At 44.6% G+C, this 12,254-nt stretch carries 13 protein-coding genes; 2 read left to right on the forward strand and 11 right to left on the reverse strand.

Annotated elements, in window-relative coordinates; genetic code table 11:
* Positions 1–246: 246 nt before the first annotated feature.
* Positions 247–672: a DUF4395 domain-containing protein gene (locus NFS43_RS23900; RefSeq protein ID WP_251555470.1), complete on the reverse strand. Its 426-nt coding sequence runs from the start codon at positions 670–672 to the stop codon at positions 247–249.
* A gap of 168 nt (positions 673–840) precedes the next feature.
* Here NFS43_RS23900 and NFS43_RS23905 point away from each other — a divergent pair, with 168 nt between their 5' ends.
* Positions 841–1,668 (forward strand): DegV family protein, encoded by an 828-nt coding sequence (locus NFS43_RS23905; RefSeq protein ID WP_251555471.1) that lies wholly within the window; start codon positions 841–843, stop codon positions 1,666–1,668.
* 26 nt (positions 1,669–1,694) lie between these two features.
* Here NFS43_RS23905 and NFS43_RS23910 read toward each other — a convergent pair whose 3' ends face one another.
* The 6 genes from NFS43_RS23910 to moaC all read right to left on the reverse strand — a co-directional run bounded on the left by NFS43_RS23910 (position 1,695) and on the right by moaC (position 6,609).
* Positions 1,695–3,215: an MDR family MFS transporter gene (locus NFS43_RS23910; protein WP_251555472.1), complete on the reverse strand. Its 1,521-nt coding sequence runs from the start codon at positions 3,213–3,215 to the stop codon at positions 1,695–1,697.
* 12 nt (positions 3,216–3,227) lie between these two features.
* On the reverse strand, positions 3,228–3,950 hold the full coding sequence (locus NFS43_RS23915) for a cytoplasmic protein (RefSeq protein ID WP_251555473.1): 723 nt from the start codon (positions 3,948–3,950) through the stop codon (positions 3,228–3,230).
* A 16-nt stretch (positions 3,951–3,966) separates the two neighbouring features.
* Positions 3,967–4,689, reverse strand: a complete 723-nt coding sequence (locus NFS43_RS23920) for a polymer-forming cytoskeletal protein (protein WP_251555474.1) — start codon at positions 4,687–4,689, stop codon at positions 3,967–3,969.
* A gap of 13 nt (positions 4,690–4,702) precedes the next feature.
* Positions 4,703–5,326, reverse strand: coding sequence for a YhbD family protein (locus NFS43_RS23925; protein WP_251555475.1), 624 nt, complete (start codon positions 5,324–5,326; stop codon positions 4,703–4,705).
* A gap of 117 nt (positions 5,327–5,443) precedes the next feature.
* Positions 5,444–6,097 carry a redox-sensing transcriptional repressor Rex gene (locus NFS43_RS23930; RefSeq protein ID WP_251555476.1) on the reverse strand — a complete coding sequence of 218 codons (654 nt, stop codon included), beginning with the start codon at positions 6,095–6,097 and terminating at the stop codon, positions 5,444–5,446.
* Between the two features lie 5 nt (positions 6,098–6,102).
* Positions 6,103–6,609 carry a cyclic pyranopterin monophosphate synthase MoaC gene (gene moaC / locus NFS43_RS23935; protein ID WP_251555477.1) on the reverse strand — a complete coding sequence of 169 codons (507 nt, stop codon included), beginning with the start codon at positions 6,607–6,609 and terminating at the stop codon, positions 6,103–6,105.
* Between the two features lie 162 nt (positions 6,610–6,771).
* Here moaC and NFS43_RS23940 point away from each other — a divergent pair, with 162 nt between their 5' ends.
* Positions 6,772–8,691, forward strand: a complete 1,920-nt coding sequence (locus tag NFS43_RS23940; protein ID WP_251555478.1) for an ABC-F family ATP-binding cassette domain-containing protein — start codon at positions 6,772–6,774, stop codon at positions 8,689–8,691.
* 433 nt (positions 8,692–9,124) lie between these two features.
* Here NFS43_RS23940 and tsaD read toward each other — a convergent pair whose 3' ends face one another.
* The 4 genes from tsaD to tsaE are packed head-to-tail and all read right to left on the reverse strand — an operon-like array spanning position 9,125 to position 11,762.
* Positions 9,125–10,147: a tRNA (adenosine(37)-N6)-threonylcarbamoyltransferase complex transferase subunit TsaD gene (gene tsaD, locus NFS43_RS23945; RefSeq protein WP_338150635.1), complete on the reverse strand. Its 1,023-nt coding sequence runs from the start codon at positions 10,145–10,147 to the stop codon at positions 9,125–9,127.
* A complete protein-coding gene (gene rimI / locus NFS43_RS23950; RefSeq protein ID WP_251555480.1) occupies positions 10,144–10,593 on the reverse strand; it encodes a ribosomal protein S18-alanine N-acetyltransferase in 450 nt (149 codons plus the stop codon). Before rimI ends, tsaD begins: the two co-directional genes overlap by 4 nt.
* 18 nt (positions 10,594–10,611) lie before the next feature.
* Entirely contained in the window at positions 10,612–11,310 is a 699-nt protein-coding gene (tsaB, locus tag NFS43_RS23955; protein WP_251555482.1) for a tRNA (adenosine(37)-N6)-threonylcarbamoyltransferase complex dimerization subunit type 1 TsaB, read from the reverse strand.
* Entirely contained in the window at positions 11,307–11,762 is a 456-nt protein-coding gene (gene tsaE, locus NFS43_RS23960; RefSeq protein ID WP_251555484.1) for a tRNA (adenosine(37)-N6)-threonylcarbamoyltransferase complex ATPase subunit type 1 TsaE, read from the reverse strand. The genes tsaB and tsaE overlap by 4 nt, the downstream gene beginning before the upstream one ends.
* Positions 11,763–12,254: the final 492 nt, after the last annotated feature.

Consider the following 12,254-nt stretch of genomic DNA (forward strand, 5'->3'; position numbering starts at 1 on the left):
CGTTTTTGTCGCCTTAACCCCTTCATGACGACAAATTCTTGCTTGCCTTCATCGTTTTTGTCGCCTTAACCCCTTCATGACGACAAACTCACGTTCCCCTTAGCCAATTTTGTCTCCTTGACCGTTTCATGACGACAATTCCTGAGCTCATTCGCTCACTCTTGTCCTCATAACCGGATTCAACATCCATTCTAAATATAAAAAAAGAGCCTTCCAAAAACAGCTCTCTGAAAAAACTTTATTAGATTATTGTTGAGTCCTGCGATATTGATATTGTCTCCATTGATAATGAATAAAGCATCCGACACAAAAACCCAGGATAGCGACAAAAGCAGCAACTGCCACCATAACCGAAAACACATACCCAAGCGTGTTCCAGCCCATGAAAAAACCGATAAACCCGAGACCCAGACAAGACACCGCAATCTTCTGGTTAAATTGCTGCTGCTCCCAGTCCTCAGGAATATAGGATTTCAAATCCTTTCTCAAAAAAAGCTTTGCTATTTGCATAACCGGATTAAATCCGAAAAAGAGACCAAGTACACCTGCAGCAAAAGGAATCAGTAAAAACCACTCGTAGCCAGTCATCCATGTCAAAAGAACACTAATGACAATCACCCATTGATTAGTTTTTACAAGCGGACGCGGGATCGAACGAACTGCTTCTGTCATTTTAATCCCAACCTTTCATATTGGTTTTATTGGTTTAGATTCATTTTACCTTTTTGCCTCCAGTTTGTATATAAAAAAGTCCCGAAAATAAGAACCCATTCTTTAACGTACAAACTATTCCACGAACTTGTTATACTTAAATAAAAGAGAAATAAGGATGGGATCCCTTTGATTAGAATAATCACCGATAGCTCAGCCGATTTGCCAAAACATTTACTAGAAAAATACCAAATTACGGTCGTTCCGTTGACGATTACAATGGGCAGCGAAAACTATGCAGAGGGAATCGACCTGACACCAAAGGAATTTTTCACAAAAATGTTTCACTCAGATGAGCTGCCCAAAACCTCGCAGCCGTCACCCGCTTTATTTGCCCAAAGCTTTAACCAATTCGATCACGATGACCAACTGCTTTGCCTGACCATCTCATCCGGATTGAGCGGCACCTATCAATCAGCCTGTCTCGGAAAAGAACTATCAGACAAAAATGTGACCGTATTTGATACCCTTGCCGGCTCGCTTGGCCATGGCCTGCAAATCATCCGTGCCGCAGAACTTGCCCAGCAAGGTGCGACCATGGAAGAAATCATGAAAAATCTAACCGAATATCGGGAAAACATGACGATCTTGGTTCTATTAGATACGCTCGAGAATATCGTCAAAGGCGGCCGCCTCAGCAAATTTCAAGGCTCATTAGCGAAGATCCTGAACATCAAAGTGATTTTAGAAAGAGTGGAGGGCGGGAAAGTGGAGATCAAGGAAAAAGTCAGAGGCAAAAAACGATTTCACAACCGAACAATGGAGCTCATCCAAGAACAAAGCAGCCATTTTTCCAATACCGTTTTCGGAATCACACATACGGGAAATGAGGAAGAAGCCGAAGCTATTAAACAAGAGCTTATCGAGAAATTCCAGCCAAAAGAGGTCCTCATCAATTATATGGGGGCAACTATGGGAACATATGCAGGAAAAGGCGGCATGATCATCTCATTCTAAAGATGACCGCCGCCAAATTCCAGTTTTTACATCGTCTTAGATGGTTCTTCCTTTGCGAAGGCCATGCGTTCTTTGCCAAGGCCAAAGATGAGCAAAAAGGCAATTCCAGCCGGAACGAGCCCCCACATGAAGGTATGGACAATCGAGCTGGAGAGAACATCCGTAATTTTTTCTAAAATTTGCGGTGGAATCTGCGTCCTTGCCTCCTCTGCCAAGAGCGACCGGGAATCGCCAAACGATTGGCCCTGTGCCATCCCGCCCGATCCTGCAAACGCCTTATTTAGCCCATCCGAAAAGTCATTTCGCTGGATAGACCCGAAAATGGTGACTCCTACCGTCATCCCAAGTGAGCGGATAAAATTGCTGGTCGAGGTGGCAGAACCGCGCTGCGCCATCCCAAATGGGTGAATCGCCGCCATACTTAAGACAGAAAAGGAAAATCCAACCCCTAAACCAACGACGATCATATAAAGGGTCAGGATGGCCCTGCTCGTTTCCGGCGTGAGTGTGCTTAGCAAAATAAAGCCCGCAATCAGGATCACCGCTGATAGAAACATAATATTCCGGTAGCTCATTTTGCTGGTCAAGAACCCTCCGGCCTGCGCCGTGACGACAGAACCGACCATCATCGGCAGAAGAATCAGCCCAGAATTCGTGGCACTTCCTCCATAAACCCCCTGAACAAAGATCGGAATATAGACCGTTGCTGCCATAAAGGCCGCCCCGTAAAACAAAGCAACCAAGGTACTCCCTGCAAACAAACGATTTTTAAACATCGAAAAAGAAATAATCGGATCCTTGGCTTTCATTTCGACGAACAAAAAGACGAGAAATAAGACCGCAAACCCAATAAACAAACTGATAATCAGACTAGAATCCCAAGCATACTTCTGGCCGCCAAGCTCGAGCGCAAACATTAAACAAACCACCGCACCAATTAAGGTAAGCGCCCCCCACCAATCGATGGACTGCTTTTGATGCACAGGCGATTCCTTGTAAGCAATTGCGACAAAAATGAACGAAATAATCCCAAGCGGCAAATTGATATAAAAAATCCAATGCCAGCTGATATGATCCGTTATATATGCACCTAAAAGCGGGCCAAAAATGCTCGACAGGCCAAACACCGCCCCAAACAGGCCGCCCATTTTCCCACGTTTCTCTGGTGGAAATAAATCAAACATAATCGTAAAGGCAATCGGCACCAATGCACCACCGCCCACCCCCTGGATCGCCCGGTAAATACTCAGCTGCGTAATCGTTTCTGCGGTTCCGCACAGGGCTGAGCCCGCCATAAACAGAATTAATCCAAACATAAAGAACCGTTTACGTCCATACATATCCGACAGTTTCCCAAATATCGGCATCCCGGCCATCTCTGCCACCATATAAGCGGAAACCACCCAAACGAAGCTCTCCAGACCACCCAAGTCACCGACAATCGTGCCCATCGCCGTGACAACGACGGTATTATCCATCGAAGCCATCAAGATTCCGAGCAAAAGCCCCGCTACTACCAACCCCAATTTGCTGTTTTTTGCTTCCATCCCGTTTCTCCTTTACCGCTTTATCGATTCTTTTATCGTGGAATCTGCACTCTGTTTCAACTCGGTTGAATATTCGACCAGACCAATGTGGCACCCAGGGCCGATTTTCACCACATTGCCGCGAACCACCTCAGCCGTGGTATTTTCCAAGTAAATCTCATCCCCCTCAATGGTCTTGGCGGACAAGAATCCTTCCTTTTTGGATAACGGGATATTGGTGAAGGGTATCAGCCAGGCGCCCCTTTTGACAGTGATTTTCCCGCCGCCGATTTCTTCCGCCTTGCTCGTACTAAAGCTTAAAGAAAGTTTAATCGCCTCTGCTGTCAGCAGCCCTTTAATCTCAAAGGCCCCGCTTGAAACAAACGATTCGTATTCGACATCCCCATCTACCGTGAGACTCCCTTTTATATCCGCTGTATCCCCGCTTAAATGTTCTCCAACTGATAGCTCGCCAAGTATCTTCATTTTGGTCAATTTCGCTTGCCGGTCCACTGTCATGGATCCCATGACCAGCGTCTTGTCAGCGGCAATATTCCCTTTAAATTCAGCTTCTCCCATAATTTTGACCGAGCCGGCCCGGATATTTTCCAGCGTTTCCCCTGTACCGTACACATGAAAGGCCGAACAGTTGACGTCATTAGCGATCGTGCCTTCACCACGGATGCTGACTTTTTGGTAGTCGCCGCCCGGATAGCTGCCCGTACCATTAATAATCAAATTCTCTGCTTGATTCATATTCTGCCTCCTCCCTTTAGCATGGTCTGACGTCGTTCACGACCGCCTGTTTATCCTGGGAAAATTCCTCTGTATATTCCACAATATCAATGTGGCAATTGGCCCCAATCCGAACCTGGTTGCCGCGGACGACCTTTGCTGTTGTATTTTCCAAATCGATTTTGTCTCCCTCAATCAACTCGGCTTCTAATTGGGTTTTATAAAGCGATTTAAATAACGCCCCGATCAGGGACCCTTTATGCGGTTTGACCGTTATGGTCCGTCCGCCGATTTCTTTCGCTCTACAATCGCCGTAAATCTCAACATCCACTTGATCGGCATTTAACAATCCGCCAATCGTAAACCGGTATTTGCCTGAGAACACTTCGACCTCGCAATCCTCACCCACTTTAAGAATCCCCTTGACCTTTAGTTCCTCGCCTTTCACCTTTCCGCCTACAAAAGCATTCCCAGAGACTCGTAGCTGGTCAACCATTAGGTTTCCTTCAATCTTGGCATTTCCATCAATGGTCATTTTCTTTGCTTCGATCGATCCTTTAAAGCGGGCATTTCCGTTTACCCTTGCTTTGGTCGTTTTGACATTTCCCTTCAGGACCCCAGATCCATTACAATCCAAAACATTGCACTCAACATCGGTGTTAATGGTGCCGCGCCCATTTAATGTGACAAGATTAAACTGGCCGCCATTGGATGACCCTAAGCCATTGATCAAGAGGTCCCCTTTATTCTTCCATTCCATTGTTATTCTCCTTCTATACCAATTTAGACTTTATTTCTTCCATGCATTCCATCAAGGATAAGGAGGCAACCACTTTTGTCCCTTGTTCAAAGTGAATGCTGTCTGCGTTAACTGTTAATAAACAGGATGACACTCCCAGTTTACGTGTAATAATCAACCGGCCGCTTTTTTGCTTTATTTCAGAAGCATGGTCTTTAAGCACCTGAAGCAGCATCTTCCCTTCCTCTAAGCTGATTTCTCCTGATTGCAGCAATTTTTCAAATACATAAACCTGCAGCAGTCTCGATATATTAAATAGGTCATTGCCCTGGTCCAGCTCTGAATAAATCTTCATCACACTTTCCGAAACGATGTTACGTTTCACTAATTCGCCCTTTTCTAACTGTAAATCCGTTAAATTCGGGGAAAACATATCGGCCAGCTCATCCAATGACAGGTTTTCCTTCATTAATTGAATTTTGTTGATGCGTTCTAGAATTTTTTGTTTTGGAAAAAATGTTTCCTGTCCAGTAAAGGTGGACTTTCGGATAAACCACTCCTCTGGAATCAAGTCTTTCCGCTTCCAGCGATAGAGCTGTCCATACGAAATCCCAGCTAAATCCAGCAATTCCTTTTTCGATATTAATTCCTCACTCATGGATATAACCCCTTTCTGAGATTAATGTAACATAACATTGTTACGTTGTAAAGATACACCTGCCCCGAAAATAAAAAAAGATCTTTTCACAGCTATTTGTGAAAAGACCCTTTATCTTTATTCTTCAAATTCCACTGTTGGATAATGCTTTAAAAAGTAAACAAGTGATTGCAGCTCGACAGCAAGGTCAATGTGATGAACTCTTATCGTGGAAGGCACATTGAGCCGCGCCGGCGTGAAATTTAAAATTCCCTTCACATTGGTTTTCATCAAACGGTCCGTGATTTGTTGGGCAACCGGGGCAGGGACAGTTAAAATGACGACCTGGATCCCTTCCTCCATTAAATAATTCTCCAGCTCATCCATAGAATAAACGGGCACATCCCCGATCGATGTCCCGACTTTGCCCGGATCCACGTCAAATGCGCATTCTATTTTCGTATTATTGTTCTTCATAAAATTATAATGTAAAAAGGCCGTTCCCAGATTACCTACACCGATGAGGGCGACCTTGGTTAATTCGTCCTGGTCAAGTGTTTTCCGGAAAAAGGTCAAGAGGTAATTGACGTTATAGCCATATCCTTTTTTTCCCAAAGCACCAAAATAGGAAAAGTCCCGGCGGATAGTGGCCGAGTCGACCTTAACGGCTTCACTTAATTCTGCCGAAGACACCCGCTGCTTTCCAGAAGCATGCAGGTTTTGGATAAATCGATAATATAAGGGCAGTCGTTTTGCTGTTGCCTGCGGAATTTTTGTTGTCTCGTTCGCCATACTCCTCACCTCTCTAACTGACTTATGTCTTCTCTAATAAAGTCGCCGTTTTTTCCTCCGGTTTTCTTCACTAAATAGGTCGGGCCAATCACCATTCCCTTATCGACGGCTTTGCACATATCATAAACCGTTAACGCACATGCCGATGCAGCTGTTAGCGCTTCCATCTCGACGCCAGTATTGCCTTTGGTTTTTACTTCCGCTCGTATAAGCAATTTATACTGATCCGCGTCCACTTGTTCCCATGAAAAGTTCACGTTCACACCGGTCAAGGGAATGGGGTGGCACATCGGGATGATGTCCCATGTTTTTTTGGCGGCCATGATCGCTGCAACCTGTGCAACAGCCAGAACATCGCCTTTTTTCATTTGATTATTTGTTATTTTTTCGTAAATTTCTTTGCTGACCTTGATGCTCGAGTGAGCAAGAGCCGTCCGTGCGGTTTCCGGCTTATCACTAACGTCAACCATCTTTGCTCTGCCTTCTTCATTAAAATGTGTAAACTCAGCCATATAAAAAGCCTCCCAAAAGGAATGATACTATATTTTTGCGATTATGTCTGTGAAACTTTGAACTTTTTTTCCAAAAAGAAACATGATCCTGAAAAATCGGCCTTTATTGCCGACCCTTTCGGAATAAGGTACACTATTCATAGGTAATTGAGGTGAAAATAAATGATTTTATTACAAGTGAATCAACTGCAAAAATATTATGGTGCTGACCTAATTTTATCGAATATAAAGCTTGAATTACAAACCCGGGACCGCGCAGCCCTTGTCGGACGAAACGGCGCTGGAAAATCGACACTCTTAAAAATCATTGCCGGCCATTTGTCGCATGACGGCGGTGAAATCATTAAACCTAAAGATGTCTCGATTGGGTATTTAGCTCAAAATACAGGTTTGGAGTCCAATCTGTCTATTTGGGAAGAAATGCTGACCGTGTTCGAGGAATTAAGAGTGATGGAAAAATCGTTGAGATGGCTGGAGGCGCAAATGGCCGACCCTGAAATTTTCAATCATCAGGGTAAATACGAACGGATCCTAAAAGAGTACGACCAGCTTCAAGTGAAGTTCAAGGAGCAAGGCGGCTATCAATTTGAGGCAGACATCCGGTCTGTGCTGCACGGATTAAATTTCCACGACCACTCCCTGATGATTTCGAGTTTAAGCGGCGGCCAAAAAACCCGGCTTGCTTTAGGTAAACTGCTGTTAACCAAACCTGATATCTTAATATTGGACGAGCCGACGAATCATCTCGATATTGAAACACTGTCTTGGCTGGAGCAATACTTACAGGGATATGACGGGGCGATCTTAATCGTTTCGCACGACCGGTATTTTTTAGATAAAGTCGTAACCCAAGTTTACGAACTGTCGCGCCGGCAAATGCAAAAGTATACCGGAAACTACAGTGCTTATCTGGATCAGAAGGCGGCCAATTATGAACGGGAAATGAAGCTGTATGAAAAGCAGCAGCAGGAAATTTCCGCTCTTCAGGATTTTATCCAAAAAAACCTGGCACGGGCTTCAACCACTAAACGGGCACAAAGCCGGCGGAAGAAGCTTGAAAAAATAGAAGTCATGGACCGCCCGCAAGGTGATGAAAAATCGGCCAATTTTTCGTTTGATATTGAAAAGCAAAGCGGAAATGACGTATTGACGGTGGATTCCCTAGCAGTGGGCTATAATGGGGAAAAAGTGTCTGAGGGAATTTCCTTCCGCGTGTTTCGCGGGGACAGCATTGCCCTTGTAGGCCCTAATGGAATCGGCAAATCGACGCTGTTAAAGACGATTATCAAAAGACTGCCGTCACTTGCTGGAAACGTCCAATATGGGACAAACCTTTCCATTGGCTACTATGATCAGGAACAGGCGAACCTTACCTCCAATAAGCGAGTTTTAAACGAGCTTTGGGACGAATACCCGCTCAAGCCAGAAAAAGAAATTCGTACAGTTTTGGGCAACTTCCTGTTTTCCGGCGATGATGTATTAAAAATCGTTTCCACTTTAAGCGGCGGGGAAAAGGCCCGGCTGGCGCTGGCCAAGCTGATGATGGAAAAAGCCAATCTGTTAATATTGGACGAGCCCACCAACCACTTGGATTTGGACAGCAAGGAAATCTTGGAGAATGCCTTAGTAGATTATCCGGGAACCATTTTGTTTGTCTCCCACGACCGATACTTTATCAACAGGATTGCCACAAAGGTCTTGGAGCTGAGCCCGTCGGGAAGCACAGAATATCTTGGCGATTATGATTATTATTTGGACAAAAAACTGGAACAGGAAGAGCTGGCCGCATTGGAGGCGCAAGCTTCCCTGAAGAAAGCCGCTGCCAATGACCTGTCTGAAAAAAATAGTTACCAACAGGATAAAGAGTCCAAAAAGCTAGAACGCCAGCGCAAGCGGAAACTAGAGGAAATCGAACAAAGGATTGAACAATTAGAAGAAGAAATCCAGTCGTATGAGCAGCAATTATGCGATCCTGAAGTGTTTCAAGACCATGAAAAGGTTTTAGAAATTAATAGTAAGAATGAACAGGCCAAAGCAGCACTCGATCAATTAATGGAAGATTGGGCTGAATTGGCTGAATAGCCATTAACCGGACCTTGTCCGGTTTTTTTTTGGCGCCAGAACTAAAAAATGATAGAGATATAGGAAGTTTTGCTTTTTCCACAAGCTTATTCACAAATAGGATGGCTTTATCACAGTAATCCACCGACTTTTCCACATTATCCACATTTTATCAGCAGTTTATCCACAATATCAACATATATATATACTTATCCACAACGAAAGGCTGGTCATTAAAATGTTTTATCCACATTTTTTTCTTTAATCAAACGTTTAATTGAAAAATAGGGAGAATTAATCAAACGTTTGATTAAATTTACTCAAACGTTTGATTAATCTCCAAAGCCCTGTTAACATCTTAGTTTTTTAAGAGTTAATCAAACGTTTAATTAACTTGCATCAGATTAAAATAAACCTTTTTTCACAAAAAAATCCCTTCCTCATGGAAGGGGCTTTAGTTAAATATCTCAATATCCAGTCCAGGATTTGCATTCAAAGTCAGGTCTGCCCTAATTCCTTTTTCAAACATGACACTCCCGGCAGCGGCAATCATCGCCGCATTGTCGGTGCATAACGCCAACGGAGGGATGACCAGCTCCACATCAGACTGATCGGAAAAGGTTAGTTCTAATGCCTCCCTGAGACCCTTATTGGCCGCTACCCCGCCAGCCACTAATAATTGTTTGACCCCGTACTGTTCCACAGCGCGTTTCGCTTTTGTGACTAAAACCTCTACGACGCTGGCTTGGAAGCTGGCAGCCAAATCCTCAGGGGCAATGGTTTCGCCCCGCTGTTCGGCATTGTGGACTGTATTGATCACGGCTGATTTTAAGCCGCTAAAGCTAAAATCATATGAACCTTCCTCCAGCCAAGCCCGAGGCAAATCAATGGCCGGCGTTCCTTCATGTGCCAGCCGGTCAATATGCGGTCCGCCTGGATACGGCATATTTAAAGTTCTTGCCACCTTATCATAAGCCTCACCTGCCGCATCGTCGCGCGTCTCGCCAATCACCTCAAAATGGCCGTGCTCCTTCATGTAGACAAGCTCGGTATGCCCGCCGGACACCACCAATGCCAGCAGCGGAAAAGTAAACTCTGTCACCAGCCGATTTGCGTAAATATGGCCTGCAATATGATGGACAGGGACAAGCGGCTTTTGATTGGCAAATGCCAGTGCCTTCGCCGCATTGACGCCAATCAGCAGGGCACCCACCAGTCCTGGACCCTCCGTTACAGCAATAGCATCAATATCAGCCATCGTTACATCCGCCCGATTTAAGGCCTCTTCCATAACGATTGTCATTTGTTCGACATGGTGACGGGAAGCAATTTCCGGAACCACCCCGCCAAACCGTTTGTGGCTGTCTATTTGCGAAGCCACGACGTTGGCGGCAATTTCCCTGCCATTTTTTATGATCGCAACAGCTGTCTCATCACAGCTTGTTTCGATTCCTAAAATTAATTGATCCTTCATTATAAATTCACCCACATCACTAAGGCGTCTTCCTGATTATCCGAATAATAGTTTTTTCGAATTCCGCCATTTTGAAATCCCATTTTTCGATAAAGGGATTGTGCCACATAGTTCGTGACTCTTACCTCCAGGGTCATGCTTCTTGCGCCCATCTCCCTGGCGGTTGCCATCAATTTGCGCATCATTGCATCCCCTAGTTTCCTGCCGCGGTATTCAGGCAGGATGGCCACATTCGTAATATGGGCCTCATCAAGGACGATCCATACCCCGCAGTAGCCGACGATTTGATCGCCGTGTTCCAGCACAAGGTAGACCGCAAATTTATTGTTGTGCAACTCATTATAAAAAGCTTCCCTGCTCCATGGCATCGTAAAAGATGCATGTTCAACCGCTAAAACCTGATCAATATCCTCATCCCTCATATAACGAAACCGAAATGTGTCTTCCATATATCTGTTCCTATCCTTTTACAATTTTTCCTGCTTCTCCAGCCATTTGGCTTCGGCTTCTGCCAGACGGATGTAGTTCGGAACAAAGTTGTGGATATCCTCTCCTGGTTTATCCATTCCTAATAACCCTAGTTCTGCCGGCCGGGGATTATGTTCCGTCATCGGGGCAAAAACAGCTTGTGCCCCCAGCTTCTCCTGGAATACGGTCCGATGAAGCGGCAGATCATTTCCCACAAATAAAATTGATTTGCCGGTGTTGGAAAGCTTTTCTGCCCAGTCAACAGCCATTGCTAATTGATCCGGTTCTACCACGGTCAATTGGCCATTCTGGAATTGATAAAGGCCTGTGTATATCTGCCCTCTTCTCGCATCAAATAAGGGAGAGACGTAACCATCAAAGTACCGGCCTGTCCCAGCTGCCAAGATTTCCAGGCTGGAAACCCCAACAAGCGGAATGTTCAGTGTCCAGGCCAATGTTTTGGCAATTGTGACACCAATCCGAACACCAGTGTAAGAACCCGGCCCTTTTGCCGCAACAATCTTCGTTAAATCCGATGGAACCCGCTCACATTCGTGCATCAAGGTTTCAATTGCCGGCATAATGCGGATGGAATGGTTCTTTTTTAAATTGGTGATATACTCGCCAAGGACTCGGTCCTCTTCTAAAAGCGCCACTCCTAATGGATTATTAGAAGTATCAATCGCTAATATTGTCATTGAAAAATCTCCTTACATAATTCCTCATATCGCTTGCCCCTTGGGATCAGAACAATTTTCCGATGATCCTCACTTTCATGATATAAATAAATCGTTAACCGCTCCTCGGGCAGCTGTTCCTCAATCAAATGGGCCCACTCTACTACGGTGACTCCTTCACCTTCAAAGTATTCATCAAAGCCCAAGTCCTCTAATCCGTCCTCCACCCGGTAGACATCCATGTGATACAATGGCAGTCTGCCATGATATTCTTTAATAATGGTAAATGTCGGGCTATTGACTGTTTTTTTAATTTCTAATCCCAACGCTAAGCCTTTGGTAAAAGTTGTTTTACCAGCACCTAGGTCGCCCTCAAGGGCAATGACGTCTCCAGGCTGCAACAGCTTGGCGAGCCTTTGGGCAAATTGGGAGGTCCCCTCAGAACTTGCTGTATTTAGTTCATATTGATTCATGCCATCACCTTTTATCTATTCCAATCTTATCTACATTTTACCTTATTTTTTCATAAAAAAAACCTTAGGAACTCGCCTAAGGTCACCTATTCAATAGTAGTTTACCTGATTTTAGCTTTTTCAGCAAAAAGCGTGCTATTTTTTAGATGAAAAGGGACTATTGTAATGGCAATGTCTTTAATGGGACAAAATTGAAGACATCATTGACCATTCCAACTAGATTTTGTCCTCAAGTGGACAAATCCCCAGTGAATTTCGATAACTTTGTCGTCTTGACGGGCTCATGGCGACAAATCCCCAGTGAAATTTGATAACTTTGTCGTCTTAACGGGTTCATGGCGACAAATCCTCGGTGAAATTTGATAACTTTGTCGTCTTAACGGGTTCATGGCGACAAATCCCCAGTGAAATTTGATAACTTTGTCGTCTTAACGGGTTCATGGCGACAAATCCTCGGTGAAATTTGATAACTTTGTCGTCTTAACGGGTTCA

Source organism: Neobacillus muris (genome assembly GCF_943193175.1).
GTDB classification, from domain to species: domain Bacteria; phylum Bacillota; class Bacilli; order Bacillales; family Cytobacillaceae; genus Neobacillus; species Neobacillus muris.